General features: G+C 41.3%; 17 protein-coding genes. 9 read left to right on the forward strand and 8 right to left on the reverse strand.

What is annotated here, in order from left to right:
- Positions 1–622: 622 nt before the first annotated feature.
- The 3 genes from Q4600_RS19785 to tesB all read right to left on the reverse strand — a co-directional run bounded on the left by Q4600_RS19785 (position 623) and on the right by tesB (position 3,293).
- Complete coding sequence (locus Q4600_RS19785) at positions 623–1,858, reverse strand: MFS transporter (protein WP_303518114.1); 1,236 nt, start codon at positions 1,856–1,858, stop codon at positions 623–625.
- A 170-nt stretch (positions 1,859–2,028) separates the two neighbouring features.
- Entirely contained in the window at positions 2,029–2,424 is a 396-nt protein-coding gene (locus Q4600_RS19790; RefSeq protein ID WP_102529623.1) for a YbaY family lipoprotein, read from the reverse strand.
- A 5-nt stretch (positions 2,425–2,429) separates the two neighbouring features.
- Positions 2,430–3,293: an acyl-CoA thioesterase II gene (gene tesB / locus Q4600_RS19795; RefSeq protein WP_102529624.1), complete on the reverse strand. Its 864-nt coding sequence runs from the start codon at positions 3,291–3,293 to the stop codon at positions 2,430–2,432.
- Positions 3,294–3,527: 234 nt separating this feature from the next.
- Here tesB and Q4600_RS19800 point away from each other — a divergent pair, with 234 nt between their 5' ends.
- Positions 3,528–4,406, forward strand: a complete 879-nt coding sequence (locus Q4600_RS19800; protein WP_102529625.1) for a 1,4-dihydroxy-2-naphthoate polyprenyltransferase — start codon at positions 3,528–3,530, stop codon at positions 4,404–4,406.
- A 191-nt stretch (positions 4,407–4,597) separates the two neighbouring features.
- Here the strand turns inward: Q4600_RS19800 and Q4600_RS19805 are convergent, their stop codons facing one another.
- The 3 genes from Q4600_RS19805 to Q4600_RS19815 form a co-directional block, all read right to left on the reverse strand.
- Positions 4,598–4,903, reverse strand: a complete 306-nt coding sequence (locus tag Q4600_RS19805; RefSeq protein ID WP_102529626.1) for a hypothetical protein — start codon at positions 4,901–4,903, stop codon at positions 4,598–4,600.
- Positions 4,904–5,244: 341 nt separating this feature from the next.
- The gene (gene gndA / locus Q4600_RS19810; protein WP_102529627.1) at positions 5,245–6,774 is read right to left on the reverse strand and encodes an NADP-dependent phosphogluconate dehydrogenase; all 1,530 of its coding nucleotides are present in this window, start codon (positions 6,772–6,774) and stop codon (positions 5,245–5,247) included.
- A gap of 405 nt (positions 6,775–7,179) precedes the next feature.
- The gene (locus Q4600_RS19815; RefSeq protein ID WP_303524427.1) at positions 7,180–9,579 is read right to left on the reverse strand and encodes an OmcA/MtrC family decaheme c-type cytochrome; all 2,400 of its coding nucleotides are present in this window, start codon (positions 9,577–9,579) and stop codon (positions 7,180–7,182) included.
- Between the two features lie 391 nt (positions 9,580–9,970).
- Between Q4600_RS19815 and Q4600_RS19820 the strand changes: the two genes are divergently transcribed.
- From Q4600_RS19820 to Q4600_RS19840, 5 genes are all read left to right on the forward strand, one after another.
- A complete protein-coding gene (locus Q4600_RS19820; protein ID WP_102528838.1) occupies positions 9,971–10,618 on the forward strand; it encodes a 4Fe-4S dicluster domain-containing protein in 648 nt (215 codons plus the stop codon).
- Between the two features lie 22 nt (positions 10,619–10,640).
- A complete protein-coding gene (locus tag Q4600_RS19825; RefSeq protein ID WP_303518071.1) occupies positions 10,641–12,866 on the forward strand; it encodes an aldehyde ferredoxin oxidoreductase in 2,226 nt (741 codons plus the stop codon).
- Between the two features lie 38 nt (positions 12,867–12,904).
- The gene (locus tag Q4600_RS19830) at positions 12,905–13,438 is read left to right on the forward strand and encodes a hypothetical protein (protein WP_303518067.1); all 534 of its coding nucleotides are present in this window, start codon (positions 12,905–12,907) and stop codon (positions 13,436–13,438) included.
- Positions 13,439–13,797: 359 nt separating this feature from the next.
- Positions 13,798–14,808 carry a LysR family transcriptional regulator gene (locus tag Q4600_RS19835; protein WP_248957013.1) on the forward strand — a complete coding sequence of 337 codons (1,011 nt, stop codon included), beginning with the start codon at positions 13,798–13,800 and terminating at the stop codon, positions 14,806–14,808.
- A 193-nt stretch (positions 14,809–15,001) separates the two neighbouring features.
- Positions 15,002–15,751: an SDR family oxidoreductase gene (locus Q4600_RS19840; RefSeq protein ID WP_229372449.1), complete on the forward strand. Its 750-nt coding sequence runs from the start codon at positions 15,002–15,004 to the stop codon at positions 15,749–15,751.
- A 171-nt stretch (positions 15,752–15,922) separates the two neighbouring features.
- Here Q4600_RS19840 and Q4600_RS19845 read toward each other — a convergent pair whose 3' ends face one another.
- Both Q4600_RS19845 and Q4600_RS19850 read right to left on the reverse strand, forming a co-directional pair.
- Positions 15,923–16,399 (reverse strand): hypothetical protein, encoded by a 477-nt coding sequence (locus tag Q4600_RS19845; protein ID WP_303518062.1) that lies wholly within the window; start codon positions 16,397–16,399, stop codon positions 15,923–15,925.
- 310 nt (positions 16,400–16,709) lie between these two features.
- On the reverse strand, positions 16,710–18,629 hold the full coding sequence (locus Q4600_RS19850; RefSeq protein ID WP_229372444.1) for a propionyl-CoA synthetase: 1,920 nt from the start codon (positions 18,627–18,629) through the stop codon (positions 16,710–16,712).
- A gap of 383 nt (positions 18,630–19,012) precedes the next feature.
- Here Q4600_RS19850 and Q4600_RS19855 point away from each other — a divergent pair, with 383 nt between their 5' ends.
- The 3 genes from Q4600_RS19855 (at position 19,013) to Q4600_RS19865 (ending at position 22,650) form a co-directional block, all read left to right on the forward strand.
- On the forward strand, positions 19,013–19,408 hold the full coding sequence (locus Q4600_RS19855) for a MerR family DNA-binding transcriptional regulator (RefSeq protein ID WP_102528841.1): 396 nt from the start codon (positions 19,013–19,015) through the stop codon (positions 19,406–19,408).
- 311 nt (positions 19,409–19,719) lie between these two features.
- Entirely contained in the window at positions 19,720–20,889 is a 1,170-nt protein-coding gene (locus tag Q4600_RS19860) for an isovaleryl-CoA dehydrogenase (protein ID WP_102528832.1), read from the forward strand.
- Between the two features lie 153 nt (positions 20,890–21,042).
- Complete coding sequence (locus Q4600_RS19865; RefSeq protein ID WP_102528831.1) at positions 21,043–22,650, forward strand: carboxyl transferase domain-containing protein; 1,608 nt, start codon at positions 21,043–21,045, stop codon at positions 22,648–22,650.
- Positions 22,651–22,666: the final 16 nt, after the last annotated feature.

Below are 22,666 nucleotides of genomic sequence, written 5' to 3' on the forward strand. Positions count from 1 at the left end.
TCCCCTTCGTCTAGAGGCCTAGGACACCGCCCTTTCACGGCGGTAACAGGGGTTCGAATCCCCTAGGGGATACCACTCTCTTTTTTTAAGAGTTATTAAAGCCACTTAATTGTGGTTTTTTTATGTCTAAAATTTAGCTGACAACGACCAACAAACCAGTTTCCAAGTATGTTAAAGCTAGCTAAATGCTAATGTTGTTGTGGCTTAATACCCAATCATCTCCTAATTATCTTTTCTAACTATACAAGTCTAAGTTTCAATCCAAGATGAAATTCAACTTGCTGCATGTCACTAACAATATTTAATCTTCAGCCTCAAGATAAAATGACTTTAAGAGTAGTTCATTGATTTTCATGTCCATCTAAGGTTCCAAGTTAGGCTCATTTGTAGCCCATTCTTGACGTAGCACGTGGAATTAAGGATAAAGTAAAAAGTGCACCTTTAGTGCAGTTCATGAGTGCAGTTAAAGCTTTAATCCACTTAGATAAAAATGAGAGAGCATAAACACGAAACAAACTCTTTGGTTAAAAATCACTTATAAAACTGTTTTGTTCACATGCGATAAAAAGCAGGCACAAAAAAAGAGGCCTATTGGCCTCTCATATAAACTTTTTAATATCCCTTAGCTTCGTGCTGCTAAGTCATCAGCCTTTGATTGATGATAAGTTAGGCGCATAATTGCGACACAGAGTAATGAAATAAGCCCACAACATCCGATAACAACACCTTGCCATTCTAACTGGTGCCAAAATAGCATCAAATAAGGCCCTCCAAGCGCCGCACCAAGATAATAACTACAAAGGTAGAGCGAGGTTGCTTTTGCTCGATGAGTAGACGCTCTGATAGCTACAAATGAATTACAACAACTATGAGTTAAGAAAAACCCACTGGCTGTCAGTAAAAAACCAATTATAATCGCAGGTAAGGTATCTATTAAGGTTAATAACGTCCCCACCAGCATGACGAGTAATGCACCTTTAAATAAACGAAGTGCACCAAACTTTACTACCCACTTAGCAGAAAAGTAAGACGTTAATGTACCACTCAAATAACAAAGAAAAATTAACGTAGCAGCAAAACGACTAAAGCGATAAGGTTCATCCATTAAGTGCAGCTGGATAAAGCTAAACTGGTTTACCATCATCATAAATGCCAGCCCGCCAATGGCATAAACTAAACGCATTTGATTATCGGTTAAGTGGTATATAAAACCACCCACGTCTTGCTTGATTTTCGCAAGCACACCGATTGAGGTTTGTGTTTTTTCTGGCTTTAGTTCTCTTCTTGGAAGCAGATAGGTCACAATGGAAATACCCACTAAAGTCACGGCGAAATTGACCGCCATTGCTTGCTCCCATGTGCAATATTGCGACAGTAAGCCTCCCATTAATCTGCCACCAATACCGCCTAAGCTATTGGCCATAATATAAATAGCAGCAGCCTTTAATAAAAAGCTCGCTGGTAATTGATCTTTAAAATATGCCATCGCAATAGCAGGTACTGCGGCTAACAAAACCCCTTGTAATAACCTCACCATTAGCAAAGCATCAAAATCTTTTGCGTAAATAAGTAAAATGTTAGACGCGACTAACAACCATAAGCTGACCATTATCGGCGCCAAACGGCCAATACGATCTGAGATCACGGCATAAATTAATAAAGAAAAGGCAAGAGAGAAGCTCGTCACAGAAAGAATTAACGTCGCATTGGCGCCTGTAACATCAAAATGCTCAGCAATGGATGGCAACATGCCTTGCACAGCATATAAATTGATATAAACAACAATAGAGGCTAAACACAAAGCCCAGATAAGGCGAAGCTCAGATCTTGATTGATCAACTTCATTTACCGCACGCAATTCAGGCACAACTTAAGCCTCGAATAAAAAGAAATGAAATTTGATTATTGCGTGATATACAACTTATGCAATTCACGACTTTGGAAGATGTGAGTTACGTCTTAATTCCAAAGAATAAACATTAAGACGTACTCTACATTTTTGAGGTTTAGCTAAGAGCTGGAACGAAACTAACGCTCAACTTTTTTCATAATAACTTCGGTGGTGAACTTATCATTATTAATCACTGGGAATTTTTCGTAAGTTTGAAAAATCGGTCTATCTTGATACATGATCATCGCAACCACGCCATATTCAATATCGTTATCAATACTGTCAGCCGGTAAAGTAAACTTAAACGGTACTGGTGCGCGGGCAATATCAAAGGTTTTTTGTGAAATAATCAAACCTGGGGTATTCAAACCAATAATCGCGATATTAATTTTACAGTTCTGTGGCAGCGTAATTTTCTCTAAGTAGCCTGCATAACCATTAATGATTACTGGCTCATCAGGCGTAACAGTGACACATGCTGTCAGCATCAATGTCATGCATCCTAAAAGCAGCGCTTTAAAACCATATTTCATACTTTTTACCCTTTTGTCATTCTTAGTAGGCCTTCTTGGGTAGCAGATGCAACCAAACGCCCTTGTTGATCAAAAAACTGTCCTTTAACAAAACCACGACCACCACTAGCATTGGTACTTTCAACACTATAAAGCAACCAATCGGAAAAATTAAATGGACGGTGAAACCACATTGCATGATCTATGGTTGCCATTCTTACACCTGGAGTTAGAAATGATACGCCATGTGGCTGCGCCGCTGTCACTAAGAAGTTGAAATCAGAAGCGTAAGCTAACAGATACTCTTGCACACTATGATCGCTCGGAATGTTACCATTCGCTCTCATCCACACATAGCGCTTCGGCTCTGTTGAGTCGGGTGCGATAGGATGAATAGGATTGACTAAACGCATCTCAATCGGTGAATCAGCCATAAACTTTTCAAGTATTTTTGCTGGTACTTTATCGCGCATAGTGAGTGCCAGCTCTTGCTGATTCAATAACCCTTCAGGCCCAGCAACAACAGGCATCTCCGCTTGGTGATCGTAACCTTCTTCTGGTGCTTGAAAAGAACAAGTCATGTAAAAAATTGGACGCCCTTTTTGAATGGCTTTAACCCGTCTGGCACTGAAACTGCCACCATCACGCATGTTCTCAACATCATAAACAATCGGTAGCTTTTCATCGCCAGCGCGCAAAAAATAAGAATGCAAAGAGTGTACTTGTCTATCTTCACTTACCGTTTGTTTTGCAGCACTTAATGCTTGCCCCATCACTTGACCGCCAAATACATGCCCAAAGCCTAAATCTTGGCTTTGACCACGAAACAGGCCTAGTTCTATTTGCTCTAATGAGAGCAATGAAAGTAAATCGTTTAATACTTGGCTCATAATTATCCTAGCGGCTCTGCCAAACTCAATATCCTTAGGTTACCTTAGAACCACACATCATTAGTAAAAATATTCTAGAATTTACTCATATATAAACAAAATTTGATAAAATTAAGCAAAAATAACAACAACTTTTTACTTCATAGCGCGATCATAGCCGCTTACTTAATTCCAAAAAATTGCTATGCTATTAGGCTATCCTAATTTAACTCGACACCCTGAAGCCCTAAATATATGCAATCTTGGATTTTAGCTATCAGACCTCGCACACTACCTGCTGCAATAGGTCCTTTATTAATTGGTAATATTTTAGCCCTACACTTAGAGCAGTTCAGCTTTACAATTGCTTGTATCTCAATGCTGTGCGCTATTTTATTACAAATAGCCGTTAACTTAGCCAATGATTATTTCGACTTTAAAAACGGTATTGATACCGACGAGCGTGTGGGTCCAGTCCGTGTAACCCAAAGCGGTATGATTTCACCTAATAGCGTGCGTAATGCCATGATTTTATGTCTCGTACTCGCACTCATCGTGGGTTCTGCATTGATAGTACATGGTGGTTGGCCGATCGCAGTTTTGGCTGTAGCTGCGTTATTGGGGGCAGTTTGTTATAGCGGCGGTCCTTACCCTCTCGCCTCTCATGGATTAGGTGAAGTGGCTGCATTTGTATTCTTTGGGCTGGTAGCGGTCGTGGGAAGTTACTATATTCAAGCTGGCGACACTAGCATCAGTGCTTGGCTGTTAGGTAGTGCCATCGGCATGTTTAACGCAGCGATTATGCTAGTAAATAACACCCGAGATATTCAAACTGACACTAAGGCCGGTAAAAATACTCTTGCCGTTCGTATAGGTCAGGCTCAAGCTCGCGTGCTTTACCAGGCATTAGTGTATTTACCATTCGGGATCATTATTGGTGGTTTCTTGATGGGTTACTTGCCTGGAATCCCAGTATTGCTTGCAGGACTAGCATTAGTGTACGCCCGTCAACTTAGCGGTGAATTCAGTAATACCAGTGGCGAAGCCCTTAACCCAATCTTAGGTCGAACCGCCAAATTAACTATGATATTTAGTTTCTTATTCAGCCTTGGTTTAGTCATTACCTTAGCGTAAATATCACAACATAAAGGCTTCTAATGAGAAGCCTTTATTATTTATGTTAAAATTCAATCTTCACACTAATTACCATAAAGTATTTTTCAAAAAGAAATACTTTTATTAATTAGCTTCAATACAGTCTCAAAAAATTATTTACTGTTATTGATGACACTCAGAACCGATTAAAGACTTTGACGTTAAAATAGTTAACTGGCTTCTGCGGCAGCAGCGGCATTAGCTGAAATCAACTTCCTGTCAAAGTCATCATTGAGCAAAATAACATCGGCAATTGAAGCTCTTAGCTTTACTGATGCTGGTGCTTTATTAGTGGTTCTCTGACTCAGTGATTCGCGCAATAATACCACTTCTAATAACTTTTCAAGAGACTCATTATTCTTGGTTTCTAACGCGGGCAGTTGTTTTACAGCGGCTTGAGAATATTTATCATATTCGGAAGTAAGAGTTTCAATGGCTTCTACTAGTCTTTTTTTCTTATCCGTTTTCGTTGGCATGCATACTCCCTCATCTTTATTAGTATCTTATTTAACCTATATTAGAGTTGGCTCAGTTACAAGGTTGTTAACTACAGAGAAACATGAATATTGCTATTAATATAAAAAATAAGACTAATAGTTAATATAAAATTAGACCAAATACGAATGAGTCTTTATTAGAGACTAATTTTATCAAAAAAAGTTTTGTCATAGATAGATTGCATATTTTAATGTCAATAAAACCTTATTTAAGTTGTCATAAGATAGTCATTATAAAACGACTGGGCTTACAGATAACAAAAAAGCACTTCTCGCGGAGAAGTGCTTTTATTTAAAGCGACAAAATTAGCTGCTTATGATTACACCTTAGACAATGTGCGCTCTTTTGCACTCCAATCTAAATGGTACTTCTCGCCAGCAGGTTTATCAGTGCGTTCAAAGGTGTGTGCACCGAAAAAGTCTCGCTGACCTTGTAGTAAATTAGCTGGTAGCGTTTCACTGCGATAGCTATCGTAATATGCCACTGCAGAACTAATACACGGCGCAGGAATGCCTTGCATAACTGATGCTGCAACTGTTTTACGCCAATTCATGTGCTTAGCAGATAAACTATCACTGAAGGTTTTAGCCATCAGAAGATTCGCAAGCTCGGCATCGTCTTGGTAAGCTTTGGTAATAGACTGCAAGAACGTCGCGCGAATGATACATCCTGCGCGCCAGATCTTAGCAATTTCAGCAAAATCTAAAGACCAATTTTGCTCTTTTGCAGCCATCGCCATTAATTGGAAGCCTTGGGCATAACAACAGACTTTGGCGCAATATAATGCATCCTCAAGATTAGCAATAAACTCGGCTTTCTCTGCATCAGTTAACGTAACCTTAGCTGGGCCTGCAAGCTTAGTGCTTAAGTCAACTCGCAAGCCTTTTTGGGTACTGACAGCTCGCGCATACACGGCTTCAGCAATGGTTGGTGCTGGGCAGCCAATTTGTAAACTGCTTACCGCAGTCCACAAGCCTGTTCCTTTTTGGCCTGCTTTATCTAAGATCATTTCCACTAACGGCTTACCAGTTAATGGATCGTCTTGTTGTAATACTTCAGCGCTGATTTCCATCAAGTAGCTGTTTAAGCTGCCTTGATTCCAACCATGAAAAATATCACCAATTTCATGAGCCGATAATCCTAAGCCATCATGAAGTAATTGGTAAGCTTCGCAGATTAATTGCATATCCGCGTATTCAATACCGTTATGTACCATTTTCACATAATGACCAGAACCCGCAGGGCCAATATAAGTAGTACATGGCTCGCCTTCAATAACAGGGTTTCCTGGCTCAAAGCGCTCTATTGGTAACCCTGTTTCTGGATCGACTTTCGCTGCCATCGCTTTCCAGACAGGTGCAACGTATTGCCATGCATCTTTATTACCACTTGGCATCAATGACGGGCCAAAACGCGCCCCAACTTCACCACCTGAAACCGCTGAACTAAAGAACACAAATTTGCCTTTAAAACGTGCTTCACGTTCTACAGTATCAGTCCATAAACTGTTACCTGTATCGACAATGATGTCGTCAGTTTCAATACCGGCATCAATCAGTGCATTACACACACCATCAACTGGGCCACCAGCAGGAACAGATAACACGATGACACGAGGTTTTACTAATGATGCGAGCATTTCAGTAAGATTATTACAGCCAAGCATTCGGGGTGCTTTATCAGCTTTTCTTTCTGCTGTTTCTTGATTAATAGCAGCATTAACTTTTTCACTGTCAAGATCGAAAGCGGCTACCTGGTAGCCATTATCAGCTATGTTTAACGCGAGATTCTTGCCCATCACACCGAGGCCGATAACGCCGATGTCTGAACGGAATGGTTGGGTATTCATTATTATTTTCCAAAGGTCACAGAGATTAATCGCGCGTAGCGAATCCATTTGAAGGGGGATTATACGGATTTATGTAACAAAATTACAGTCGCAAAATGTGCACACTCTATTGCATAAATTGGAAGGCAGAGAAATAAACAAGTTTTAACTAATAAACACAATCAGTTATGACATACCCTTCTTAATGTAAATTATGACTAAGCCGTTTAAATACAATTTTTGGATATTCATATGTGTTGAATACAAATAGATGTTAGATACAAACAGAAGTGCGGATAAATCGGACGAGCATTAACAATGTTCAATAAGGCACTGATAAAATGTCTTAATAAAAAAGGTTGTTCAAGTAAATCGGACTGACTTTACTCAAACAACCTTCTATCAATATAACGCTAGGGCTTTAGGTTAATTAAAGCCGTGCATCACATCAATGCCAAAGCCTTTACCTTCGCCATGACAAGTATGACAAGATTCATCTCCAGGTTGATATATCGCACCTGAACTCGCATCTTGTTGGAACACCCCACCATAACTTTGAGCATGGGCAGCCCAACTAGCTTCATTGTTATGACATGCAGCACAAACTGCGACAGTTGGAGAATACTCAGCCACTTCACCCGTCATTGTCGCATTCGGCGTCGCGACAATAACTGAACTTTGCGCAGACAGAGTATCCATAGTCAGCTGGCCTTCATCATGACAAGCCTGACAGTCATTCGCTGCAGCAGGATAAGTCATATCCTCTCGCTCGCTACCACTGTAACCTACGGTTGTACGAGTATTAGCATGTAAAGAATGCACTAATTCACGATAACCTAAGCTGTTACTGATGGTTCTGAACGCCTTCACATTGGCATCACCCGGTGTATGCTTGCGCGTTGCATTCATATACTTGACCATGTCATTGGTGTGACAGCTTTGACAACTACCATCAGCAAGTGTGGTTGCAACTTGTGGTGAGTGACATGCGCCGCAGGTAGCACCATTACCAGGAGTCGAAATTTTACTGTGGGCATCGTTCACACGTTGCTGGAACTGGTCATCATGACAAGCGGCACATTTTTGGTTGTTCACCAACTCTGTATAAGCCGACACATTCGCCGTTAATGCAACAGCACTATCGGCTGGAACTTCTGCAACCACAATATTTGAATCAGTATCTTGCGCGTCACAAGAAGCCACAAGGCCAGTAGATTTATCGCCACACGCCATCACTTTAGCGTACAGAGTGCCTACTGAATCTAAATCAAAGTCAGCAACACCAGCATTTTTAACAATAATAGTGACCACTGAGCCATCTCTAGTCATCGTAATATCATCAGCGCCAGATACAATATCCCACACTTTTCGCTGGCCGTTATTCTCAGGCATCACTGTTTGCTGCGCATTACCTGAAGCGACAATCCATAAGTTATCAATTGCAGGATCGACATCTGGATTAGCACTTAATTGATTAAAGGTTAAGGTCGCCGTTAAGGTATCTTGCAATTCATCAATCACACTATCACTAATAGCAAATTGATATTGCTCAGCTAACGCATCCGTCACACTGACCGCGGCATTATGAAATATTGCTGAACCTAATGGGTTATTGCTATCAGGATGACAACCACTACAACTCATTGCCCACGCATCAGGAAATGCATCACGATCATGGAATAAACCAACAGCGGTGCCATTCCAGCCTTCTGGCGCATATTTCTCATGACAACTTAAGCAGGTTTCTTGACCTGGGTATTGATAAAAATCCGCTTGAGGCGCAGCATCTTCAATATGACATTGCTGACACTGATGCATATCACCTGGGTAAGATAAATCACTGTAGTCATGAACTGAGCCCTTATAGCCAATCACTAAGTAATCACTCTTATGGATTTTATGCACTACGCTCGCCATACCAATGCTTACACCTGTTTCAGGGTCACCAGAATAACTGGTATGACACATTACACAGCCTTCATAATCGAAGCGCTTGCTACCATGCATAAGTAAGCTATTGTCTGCAGACAGATCGGCTGTGTGACAGCGATAACAGCTTTGCTCAGAAGCCAATAACACTCGGCTATCTGCTTCTGCAGCGGCTGTGCCAGTTTGTGGATCAAAATCAAATGTCGTATTAACCAACATCGTATCAATTGTAGCCCCAGAATAAGGCAACAACTCTAAATAAACACGGTGAATGTTTTCAGCAACGTACTCAGTATTGATGCCATCAATATTCGAATAGCTGTCTAAAGATTGCGAGAATGTGTAACGATATAAACCATTACCTATGGCTTCAATACAGGCTTCTTTACAAGTAGACTCTATGCTTGCTTGCCACTGCGTGCCTTTATTTTTATCCCAGCCCGGTTCTAAATCATTATCAGCAACCTCTCCAGGCTCTACCACGTTATTAATATAACTGGTCCATTGTGGAGATAAATCCGTTTCAGCCGTACTTTGCACGCTGGCACTGTCAGCTTCATTTAACGGTCTAATACGTCTTTGTTGATCGCCAAGTTTGGCAATACCCGCACCTAATGTTTGAATCGAATCTAAGTCAGCTAGACCACTTACAGCAACGCCATTGACATTACTTAAGTAAAACTCAAAAGAAACTTGTAATGCATCATCAATAGTCACTTTTTCGATTTCAGCTTTTAAAGACTGGGCTGAAGATATTGAAATATTGATGTCACCCGGCTCACCATCTTCGCCATCATGTCCGTCATCACCGGAACATGCTGTAAGTGCGACCACTGGAACTAGAACAAGTGGAGTTAACCACTTCTTATATTTCCTAGTTAACAATCTGCTCATCATTGTTATTCCTTTTATTAATCCATGGCATTTTTATTTTTATTAATCATTATTTATTTATTAAAATCTTATTGTGATAAAAATCATGAAACCATTTAAAATATAAAAATAATAATTAAAAAACCTAAAGTTTCACTTATTAAAATGCATATTTTAAAAATCAAAATTCCAGCTAGCAGAATCCACAAACCAATATAAAACAGCAAATAAAATTACCATTTTCAAATAATGAAATACAGGCCCTAAAAGTGTGACGGGAGATATATATTGTAACTTCCAATCAAAACAAGAAAACAAACGTGATCATAGTCAACTTGTTTTTAATTTAATTAAACAATACTTAAGTTATAAATATAAACATAAAAGCAATATTTATAATTAAGAGGAAACAAATATGATTACAAGGAGAGCACTACTTGCTAATGGCGCTAAAGTTGCTGTTGGTACAGTATACGGCGGTACATTAGTTGGTTTTCTAACAGGGTGTGGTAGCAGTGATGACGCTGACACCCCTATTGTAGAAGTTCTTCCCGGCGGCCTTATGGTGGTTAATCCAATGCTATGTGTCGGTTGTCGTCGCTGCGAAATTGCTTGCAGTTGGAGCCACGGGAAATCAGCTGTCAGCCCAAGCACCTCAAGAATTAAAGTCGCTAAAAACTTAAACTTTGGCCCTCATGGCGTACAAGCCAATTATGAAGACCAGCGTGGCGAACAAGGTGATAGCACCATTGTTCCGTCTACCTGTCGTCAATGTGATGTCTGCATGACGGTATGTCCGCAACAAGCCATATCAGTCAATGAAGAAACTGGTGCAAGAGAAGTCAATGATGACTTATGTGTTGGCTGTGGTTACTGCGCGGATAAATGTCCCCAACAAGTCATTACTATCGATAAAACCACGCGTAAATCACTTAAGTGCGACCTTTGCCAAGGTAACCCTAATTGCGCTCAAGTTTGCCCTACAGGTGCCATTAAGTTTTACACCTGGGAAGAAGCAGTTGCTGAAGTTGAGCTTCATGAAAAATATTTAGAATTAGTTTAAACAAAAACTAAAAGGAATAATTATGACTACTACATATGGCGGCTGGGCCGGTTATGTTTTAAGAGTTAATTTAACAACAAAAGTAATTACTAAAGAAACAACAGAAACCTACCACGATTATATTGGCGGAATGGGAATCGGTTATAAAGTATTATGGGATAATCATGTTGATGGTATTAAAGCAACAGATGAAGAAAATAGACTAGTTATTTCAGCAGGACCATTAAGTGGTTCTGGTGCTATTTGTTCAGCAAGAACAACTATTACTTCACGCAATCCTGTTATTCGTAATCACTTAATTACTGACGGCCATTTTGGCGGGCACTTCTCACCCGAACTTAAATTTGCAGGCTACGATGCAATTATCGTTGAAGGCAAATCAGACACGCCAGTTTGGTTAAAGATTGTCGATGATACGGTAACATTAGAACCCGCAGAATCTTTATGGGGAGTGGGAATTTTCGATACTTTTGCTGCTGTTAGCAAAATGATGGGACAGCAAGCCCAAGTGGCAGCAATTGGTCCTGCCGGTGAAAACCTCGTTGCCCAATCAACAATTCAAACCCAAGGTGGTCACTCTGCTGGTGGACATGGTTCAGTTCTAGGTTCTAAGAGATTAAAAGCAATTGGTATTATTGGTACCGGCACAGTTGATATCGCTGAATCCACAACCAATGAGCAACTGCGAGCATTAGATGATCATATTCTTGGTATCATTGGCGCGAATAATAACGGCGTGGTGCCTAACCAACCGCAATCTTGGGCAGAATATAGCTCTTCTGGTAGCCGCTGGCGCGGTGGGCCAGGCGTAAAATGGGGCGCAGCTGACACCCCTATTGAATTAGAAGAAACCCCATGGGACGATCGCCAAAAAGTGGGCATGCGCAGCTCAATGGCCGAAATGTATTTTGGCCGCGACGAAGCTAATAAAATCTTCAAACGTCCTGGTGGCTGTCATTCTTGTCCTATTCGCTGTTTCTGCGAAATCAAGAACCCAAAAATGAAAACCGAATACAAACTACCAACTGAAAACATCACAAATGTATGTTTGGGCTTCTTAGATCCATGGTATTCAATGGGTAAACCAAGCAGTGGTGAGAAACGCACCGATATTCAAACCGTTGGTGCTTATTATATGGATTATAATGGCATTTGGAGCGCCTATGGCCAGCTTTCTCATGTCATGCGTGAATTTACCGCACGCGACTTTTGGAAAATAATTCTACCTGCAGAAGAATATGCAGCGATTAATTGGGCCCAGTACGCTGACCAAGATGCTCACTTCATGCAAGATTACTATACTCGAATTGCTCATGGTGCATCTTATAATGGCTCAAACATTTTTGGCCGTATGCTTGGCCAAGGTTTACATAATTTTATCAACGATGATGGTGAACTTTATAACATTGAAGATATTCTAAACGAAGTCGAATCACCAAGAATGGCAGGACTGACATTTGCACTTGAAAGTGATGAAGGTTATGAATTCTACGGTGAGACCTATAGCGTATTCTTAGATTCCCATGTAAAAGTATTCAATCGCTCAATGGTTGGTGGTGTACATCATGCCAGTGAGTCTGCAGGACAAGTTGGCGCACTGCTCAACACTGTATTTAACCGTGATCCACAATGTCATTCACACATTAATTTAATCAATTGTGGCCTTCCTTGGGCGAAAATTGCAGAAGTCGCAGAATCAATGTGGGGCCCCGGTGCATTTGACCCAGTCAAACATTACACTGAAATGAACACGTCTAAAGCTAAGTTTGCTAAATGGTGTTTAGTGAAAAACGTACTGCATGATTCACTGACTTTATGTAACTGGATGTTCCCGCTATTGGTTTCACCTGACGTAAATCGTGATTACATTGGTGATAGCTCAATTGAATCGCAAATGTTCAGTCTCGTCACAGGGATTGAGACCTCTGAAGCAGAGCTTGATGCAAAAGCTGAAACGGTACTGCAACTGCACCGAGCATTAACAGTGTTGCAAATGAATGAGCCAAATCAACGTGAAAAACATGATGTCTTATCTGAATGGGTTTACGATTTAGATCATGACATGAACTTTGGCGATGAAGGCACGATTAAAATGGATCGCGACGATATCCAAATAGGTTTAGACATGTTCTATGCCGAAATGGGTTGGGATAAAGACACAGGCGTGCCTACACGTGCCACCTTAGAGAAGTTCAAACTGGGCTATGTCGCAGATAAACTAGAAAGTTTAGCCTTGCTACCAGCTTAAGCATTGATTAGTTAGTAATAAAGAAAGGTGGTTATTTCATGATTGAACTAGTCGATTATATTCGTTTACTCAGTAAGGACGGTCGTCTTGTGACGGCCGAACAGGTCATTGCCGTTGCTGGACTTGATCTTGAAATTGAAGATGTAAAAGTCGCACATCAAGCCCTGATTGAAGATAGTCAATATCAAGATATCGCCATCATTGCTGCAGAAACTGAACATTACTTTTATTCTAAAAAGTTCATTGTCCGCAGCTATGCTACTCAGTGGGTGGGTGTTAAAGACGGTAAGTTAATTGAAACTATGGCGGACTATATTCGCCGTTACTCTTCAATGGGTGAATTAGTCGCGGCATCAAATTTCACCCATCCACCCTATAACCTTGAGCATTCAGCGTTAGTAGGCTTGATAGAGAGGTTTGATCAAACAGCAGGATGTGAAGATATTCATTTTCAGCTGGATGCTCAATCCTATGAGACTAAAAGTGAGGGTTACTTTTTTTCTATCAAAACCATGACAACAACCTATGCCAAAGTGCTAGCGGATCATGATCCTTTTGAATGGTCAGCGTAAACTCATTATTCATTAATGAGTTGAAGGATAAAATTTAACAATGCCAATCTAAAGATTGGCATTTTCTTTTACCTGCAACGTTATCATCAGGTTCAAGAATGAGTTTAAAAGTTAAATTTCAAAAGCCAGTTTAAGGCAAGATTCTCTGTTACTCATATAACATATTGAAATTCACTATTTCACTCAGTATACAAAATAAACTTTAGGATGATTTTCCTTTTAATTATCGTGAGTTAACAGTTCGATAGTATAAATCATACAAAAGCGTGATTAAGGTATAAATTATTACAACGCTCTCTGCTCAGTTACCTCTAAATTGGTACATTACTAACAAGGTTAATCCATAATAAGCGTGCATAATGAACCCTACAACAACACAAGAAAGGTTACTAAACCTCGACTACATGACCTTATTAGTTTTTTTAAGGCTATATGAATTCCAAAGCGGAAAATTAACAGCTGAGTCATTTAGCGTCCCTCAATCAAAAATCAGCCGCTGTTTATCAAGGCTCAGAGAAGCTTTTGATGATCCTTTGTTTGTAAAAAGAGTGTCAGGATTAGAAATTACCGATAAGTCACAGCGCTTATATCCAATATTAAAAAAAATTGAAATAAACCACATCGACCTTGCCCAAGAGATTAATAAAAGCGTTGAAAGCTTAGACAGTGACATTATTATTAAAGCTCCATCAGGTTTTACCAATGGCGTATTAAGAAAGCTTTATAACTGCCAATGTGAGAACCATTGCGGCAGTGCATGTGTCAAGTCTGCAGTACTGCAAGACAATGGCTCAAATGATGAAGAAATGCTGTTAAATAGCCAGTGCGATATGGTTATTAGCTGTAATCCGTCTATTCATGTTGGTATTCAAAGCCAAAAGATTTGTGAAGTAACAGACACTTTTGTCGTCGCTAAACATGATCACCCCATTTGGGATGAAATCTATAAACCCCTTTTAGATCGCGTATTAAACTACCCTGTCATTTTAACGGAAGTAATGCACTTCAACAGCGAGCTTGAAGCCACGCCGTTAAAGCAGTTTGCTGACGGCAGAATGCGAGAATTAAAAGTCGCAGCAAAAACCAATAATTTAAATGAGATTTACGACTTTTTAACTGGCACAGATGCCATCACGCTAGTGGTTTCTCAAGGTGCGGTTGATTATTTAACTAATGACGATGCTTTACGCGCGCAAATCGTGCCGCAAACAGAGCGCGCTGAGTTAATGCGCAACAAGCCCAATATGACGCTGTATATGCAAACTCGTAAAACTGAGCGCAAGTTATCAAACTGCGTTAAAAATAAGATAGCAGAGCTGATTGCTACGGGTGCCAATGGCTGTATTAAAGCTTGCCAATTATCGCGTTAATCGCAATAAATTCATAACGCATGCACCCAGTTATACCACGCCAACTAGGCTAACTTAGTTGGCGTTTTTATTGCCTTAAATCCGCCTATTTGACACATAGCGCTGTTCCCCGCAAGATAATCAACAAACTAAAAAAGACTAAAACCCTCCTAAAACAGGCTTTTATCACTAGATTGCGAAGAATGGAATCAAGATGTTTAGACAAAATATTATTATTACTGGCGCCAGTTCAGGGCTAGGCCAAGGTATGGCACTTGAGTTCGCGAAACAAGGCGCTAACTTAGGTTTGTGCGCAAGGCGGACCGATCGTTTAGAAGCATTAAAAGCCCAAATCAACGACACTTATCCCAATGTCAAAGTCTGGTTACTAGCCTTAGACGTTAACGATCATCAACAAGTATTTGACGTGTTTGACCAATTCAAAGAGCTAATGGGCAATGTCGACAGGGTTATTGTTAATGCAGGCATGGGTAAAGGTGGCTCTATCGGCACTGGGCTTTTTGAAGCCAATAAACAGACTGCCCAAACCAATTTTGTTGCAGCATTAGCTCAGTGTGAAGCAGCAATGAAAATTTTCCGACAACAAAATGCAGGGCATCTGGTCACCGTTTCATCAATTAGTGCTCTGCGCGGTTTCAGGCGCGCGATGACGGTTTACGCCGCGACTAAAGCTGGACTGACTTCGTTAACCGAAGGGATCCGACTCGATGTTATGAATACACCAATAGCGGTTACTTGTGTGCATCCAGGATACATTAAAACTGAGATTAACGATCACGCTGATGGCGCGCCATTTATGGTTGATGCAGAAACCGGTTGTCGAGCAATGGTTAAGGCCATCAATAAAGAGCCGGCTAACTGTTATGTGCCGAGTTACCCATGGGCATTTATCCAACTTATTTTAAGAGTACTGCCAGATAAAATGCTACGCAAAATGAGTTAAAAAACAACAAATCGAACAAGCATCAAACCAAAAGACAGTAAAATTGTTCAATAAATATTTTGATACCGTATCATCTTAAATTACGGCTCTGCATAAAAAAGAGAAGCATTAAGCTTCTCTTTTTTGTGCTCGTCTCGCGCCTGTCTAATGAGTATAGGGCGACAAAGTCGCTTACTTAAGTTCAGTAATATTGATTGAACCTTTACCGTAAGTTGGATGACCTTTTTGTTGTTCTTCAGGCAGTTGATTAATGCAGTAATTGATATAAAAAATGTTAAACACGACTGTGAGAATTTTATTCATTTTCAAATCAATGCCGAAATTCACGTGGGCATAATCTTGCAATGCCGCTCGCGCTCTAAATGACCAAAATACATATAAAAAGAAAGCGCCAAAAAGTAATAAACTGCCGATAGCACTCATCAAACCAAAGTCACTGTGTGACAACACACCACCAAAACCAAAGCAAACTGCTATCGCAATAATAAACGAATCATCAGCGGTGCGAATTGAAGTAATCTCGTCCATTTTGGGATACTTAGCAAATAACCAAATTATCGGATATATCCCACCAGTAAAAACGGTTAACCAAAATAATCGGCTGGTTTTAGTATTAATCTTTTCAGGTAATTCTTTAATATTATTCATATACGTTGATCAAACCTTTATCATATTTACTGGTTAACACTTATTTGCATCACTAACTTAGTTGCTACTCGACAATGTAATCTGCCTACCTTGACTGCATCATTGCTAAATGACACCCAAAGATTATAAATTAAAAACAGTTCAATTTGATTAAATAACACTATAAATCAGCATGTAACTCCCATTTTAGACCAATTATCGCTGTAATCCAGTCCCGTTTTAACGCATGACGACCTAGTTCATATCGAATCATTATTTTAAAGGCAATAAAAAACGAGCCATTTGGCTCGCTTTCAATAACACTAACAAACTACACAGTAAGCTCTTTGGTAAGCGAATCAGCATACCCCATCTTAGTTAACGCAGTGCGAACAATATCTAATGTCATTGGATCTTCAATGGTCGCTGGCACAGTATATTCGTTGTTATCAGCGATTTTACGCATGGTGGCACGTAATATTTTTCCTGAACGAGTTTTAGGTAACTTTTGTACTGCACTCACTAATCTAAAAGAAGCGACTGGGCCAATTTCATGGCGTACTAAAGCCAGTAACTCTTTGTAAAGTTGCTCATCTGATAAGTTAACGCCATTTTTAAGCACCACTAACCCGAGTGGTACTTGGCCTTTTAACTTATCTTGTACCCCAATGACCGCAGCTTCAGCCACTGCATCATGCTGACATAACACTTCTTCAAAGCGACCAGTCGATAAACGGTGCCCTGCGACATTAATAATGTCATCAATACGGCTCATGATATACAGGTAACCATCTTCATCAATGTAACCCGCATCACCCGTTAAATAGTACCCTTCATACATCGACAAATAACTGTCTACATATCGTGCATCATTATTCCAAAGGGTACTTAGATTACCAGGTGGCAATGGCAGCTTAATGACCACATTACCGCTTTCATTAGCAGGTACTTCATCACCCATGGCATCGAGTACCTCTACTTGATAACCCGGTACTGGACGTGCTGGCGATCCCGCTTTTACTTCAATGGGATCAACCCCCATCAAATTCGCTGCAACAGGCCAACCAGTCTCGGTTTGCCACCAATGATCAATAACTGGCTTATTGAGTTTATCTTGTGCCCAATAAAGCGTATCAGGATCGCAGCGCTCACCCGCTAAAAACACTTGGCCTAAACAAGATAAATCGACGCCTTTAAGCAGTTCACCATTAGGGTCTTCGCGTTTGATCGCACGAATGGCAGTAGGGGCGGTGAAAAAACTGTTAACTTTATATTGCTCAATGATGCGCCAAAAAGCGCCAGCATCAGGGGTGCCTACAGGTTTCCCCTCATACATTAGTGTTGTTGCACCAGCCATTAACGGCCCATAAACAATATAAGAATGACCAACCACCCAACCCACATCAGATGCAGCCCAAAATACATCGCCTGCTTCAATATTATAAATGTGCTTCATCGACCATGTCATAGCAACTGCGTGACCACCATTGTCACGCACGACGCCTTTGGGTTGCCCAGTGGTGCCCGAGGTATACAGCACATATAAAGGGTGAGTTGATTCAACTGGCACGCAATCCACAAATGGGGCATCCGCTATTGCAGTCTGCCAGTCAGCATCTCTCACAGGTTGCATCTCAGCACTATACTGGGGACGATTTAAAATAACGCAGTGATTCACTTCATGGCTAGCTTGATTTAATGCTTCATCTAAAAGCGGTTTGTATTTCACTACGCCTGATGGCTCGATACCGCACGAAGCCGAAAGAATTAACTTGGGTTTAGCGTCGTTAATGCGTGTTGCTAACTCATTTGCAGCAAAGCCGCCAAACACTACAGAATGAATAGCACCAATCCGCGCACACGCTAACATCGCGTAAGCAGTTTCAGGCACCATTGGCATGTAAATCACCACCCTATCGCCTTTTTCAATGCCAATAGACTGCATATAACCCGCTAAACGGCTTACTTGAGATAGTAATTCTTGATAGCTAATACTGTATTGGTTTTGCGTCACTGGACTTATATATTCGATTGCAGTTCGTTCGCCATGACCCGCTTCTACATGTCTGTCGACTGCGTTATAACAGGTGTTCATTTCACCACCAGCAAACCACTTATAAAACGGCGCGTTAGACTCATCAAGCACTTGCTTGAATGGTGTAAACCAGGTTACAGCCTCTGCTGCCTGTTGCCAAAACCCTTGCTTATCTTGCAAAGATTGCTGATGCATTTGCTTTCCTAATCCAGCCATCTTTTACTCTCCAGTAAACTGCTTGTCAGTTAATTTTAAATCGTAGTGATTATTTTTATTTCATTATGGCGTGGTTAAAAAATAAACCCTATTAGACCAAGGGATATAGCATTTCAGGGATTAAATAAGGATTTTGAATCTGCACTTAATGAGTTAACGTATTGAAATTAAAACACTCGTATAAATTTTCATGTCACCTATTTAGCAAAACTTGATATAATGCCTAGTGCTAACTTGAGCTATGACTGGTGAATGCCCACCTTGATTGGCAAGCACGATTTACAAAAATCCCCGCTAAAAAAGCCGTTACAAACTGGCTGCAAACTTTACCTTTACGTAAACTTCATATATCTTGCATCAAAAGACGTACTTTTGGTGAAACGATGAGCGCAAATTTAAATCCACAATCCACTTATTCAATTAGTGATTTATCAAAGGAATTTGATATCACCACACGGAGTATTCGTTTCTACGAAGACCAAGGGTTAATTAAACCTAAACGCCGTGGGCAAACCCGTATTTACAGTCTGAAAGACCGTGTACGTTTAAAACTTATTCTACGTGGTAAGCGCCTAGGCTTTTCGCTAGCTGAAACCCGTCGTTTGTTTGAACTCTACGATGCTGACAAAAGCAGCACATCGCAGCTGCACACCATGCTTGATTTAGTCGAAGAAAAGAAAGCATCACTGCAACAGCAAATGGACGATATTAAAGTGGTATTAATGGAGCTTAATTCGGCAGAGCAACAATGTAGAGCAGCCCTTAAAGAAGAAGCTTAAATACTTATTTTAAATAACCATTGAGATACCAATAACTCAACAAATAGAAGTTAATCTCAAAAGGTATGCACCAGCTCATATAGCGATCCAGTAAATAGCACGTTAATACAGACAGTAACACCAAGCAGTAACACCAAGAGGTAGCGGAACTCATCGCCGCTATTTTTTGAAGTAACAAGTAAAACAACATTGAGCCCGTACAAAGAGATGGGCCAATAACAACATAACAAGCTTGACCATAAAAATTATAAGCCCAAGAAACAACATAGTTTCACGGCAGCAGTAACCTATATTCAACAGGACACAAGACAATGACATCACTCTACACAAGCCTTAATTTCGGCCTGGGCGAAGACGTGGACATGCTTCGCGACGCCATCCACGACTTTGCCAGCAACGAGATTGCTCCAATCGCTGCACAAGTTGATCAAGACAATGCATTTCCTAACCACATGTGGCCTGTTTTAGGCGAAATGGGGTTACTGGGTGTAACTGTGCCTGAAGAGTTTGGCGGCGCTAACATGGGCTACCTTGCCCACGTGGTCGCAATGGAGGAAATCTCCCGCGCATCTGCTTCTATCGGCCTAAGTTATGGTGCCCACTCAAACCTTTGCGTTAATCAAATTAACCGTAATGGTAACGATGCGCAGCGCGCAAAATACCTACCTAAACTTGTCAGCGGCGAACATATCGGCGCATTGGCGATGAGTGAGCCTAATGCAGGTTCTGATGTGGTATCAATGAAGCTTAATGCCCGCAAAGAAGGTGACCGCTACATTCTTAATGGCAACAAAATGTGGATCACTAACGGTCCTGATGCTGACACTTTGGTGATTTACGCTAAAACCGATATCGACAAGGGCCCACACGGTATTACAGCCTTCATCATTGAGAAAACATTCAAAGGTTTCAGCACAGCGCAAAAGCTCGATAAATTAGGCATGCGCGGCTCTAATACCTGTGAGTTGGTATTTGATAACTGTGAAGTACCAGAGGAGAACATTCTTGGCGGTCTGAATAACGGCGTCAAAGTGTTGATGAGCGGCTTAGATTACGAACGTGTTGTGCTATCAGGTGGCCCACTTGGGATCATGAATGCCTGTATGGATATTGTTGTACCTTACATTCACGAGCGTGAACAGTTTGGTAAATCAATCGGTGAGTTCCAGCTTATTCAAGGCAAAATCGCTGACATGTACACAGGCATGAATGCTGCAAAATCTTATGTCTACAACGTAGCCAAATCATGCGATCGCGGTGAGACGACCCGTAAAGATGCCGCTGGCGCTATCTTATACAGCGCAGAGCTAGCAACCAAAATGGCACTCGATGCAATTCAGTTACTCGGCGGTAACGGTTATATCAATGAATATGCAACGGGCCGACTACTGCGTGATGCCAAGCTATATGAAATCGGCGCAGGCACCTCTGAAATTCGCCGTATGTTGATTGGTCGTGAACTGTTTAACGAAACAAAATAATCAGCAAAACGCTAATTATCTATACACCAAAAAGCATAACCTAAGCCTTTTTAAATGGCCACATTGAAAGTGTTATTGCGAAGCATGGTTGGGAGTTCCCCCCATTGTCTCAGCCATGCTATCGCGCCACTTGACTCATTAAGGATATGAATTGTGACGCAATTGAGCAGCCGTATTAACTCCCGCAGCGATGAATTTAAAGCCAAGCATAACGACATGGCCGCACTCGTCGATGATTTAAAAATCAAACTCGCTAAGATTGAGCAAGGTGGCGGCCCTGTCGCCCTTGAACGTCATCTATCGAGAGGTAAATTGCTCCCGCGCCAACGAGTGGAAAAACTGCTCGACCCAGGTTCGCCATTTTTAGAAATCTCCCAATTTGCCGCCTATGAAGTTTATGATGAAGCCGTTCCAGCAGCAGGCGTAATCGCAGGTATTGGTCGTGTCAGTGGCGTTGAATGTATGATTATCGCCAATGACGCAACCGTTAAAGGCGGCACTTACTACCCTATTACCGTCAAAAAGCATTTACGCGCCCAAGACATTGCCAGTCGCTGTCATTTGCCATGTATCTACCTTGTCGATTCTGGCGGCGCAAACTTACCACGCCAAGACGAAGTATTCCCCGATCGCGACCATTTCGGGCGCATCTTTTATAACCAGGCGCAAATGTCAGCTAAAGGCATTCCGCAGGTTGCTGTCGTAATGGGCTTATGCACTGCTGGCGGCGCTTATGTACCCGCAATGGCAGATGAATCGATTATCGTAAAAGAGCAAGGCACCATCTTTTTAGCTGGACCGCCATTAGTGAAAGCGGCAACTGGTGAAGAAGTCTCAGCAGAAGAGTTAGGCGGCGCTGAAGTGCATACCAAAATCTCTGGGGTTGCCGATCACTTAGCCCAAAATGATGACCATGCACTTGAGCTTGCCCGTAAATCAATTTCTCGCCTTAATCATCAAAAAGAAATTGCCGCACAATTAAGCCCTGTTAAACCGCCAAAGTTTGATATTAACGAGCTTTACGGCATTGTCGGCACTGATCTTAAAAAACCATTTGATGTCAAAGAAGTCATCGCCCGTATGGTCGATGACTCAGATTTTGATGAATTCAAAGCCAATTACGGCAACACGCTGGTTTGCGGTTTTGCCCGTATTCATGGCTACCCCGTCGGCATTGTGGCTAATAACGGTATTTTGTTTTCAGAGTCAGCCCAAAAAGGCGCTCACTTTATTGAGCTATGTTGCCAGCGAAAAATTCCATTACTATTTTTACAAAACATCACCGGATTCATGGTCGGTAAAAAGTACGAACATGAAGGCATTGCCAAGCACGGCGCAAAAATGGTTACCGCCGTATCCTGTGCAAATGTGCCTAAATTTACTGTGATTATTGGTGGCAGTTATGGCGCGGGTAACTACGGCATGTGCGGCCGTGCATTCGAGCCAACCATGATGTGGATGTGGCCCAATGCACGCATTTCAGTCATGGGGGGTGAACAAGCGGCAGGCGTATTAGCCACAGTACGCCGTGATGGTCTCGCCCGTAAAGGCCAAGAATGGTCTGATGAAGACGAGCAAGCATTCAGAAAACCGATTGTTGAGCAATACGACAAAGAAGGTCATCCGTATCATGCCAGTGCACGTTTATGGGATGACGGAATCATCGACCCTGCGCAAACTCGTGATGTGGTTGGTTTAGCCTTATCGGCGGCATTAAATGCGCCTATTGAAGACACCAAGTTTGGTGTATTCCGCATGTAATTGCGGATAAATAGGA

Source organism: Shewanella sp. 2_MG-2023 (assembly GCF_030548905.1).
GTDB lineage: Bacteria > Pseudomonadota > Gammaproteobacteria > Enterobacterales > Shewanellaceae > Shewanella > Shewanella electrodiphila.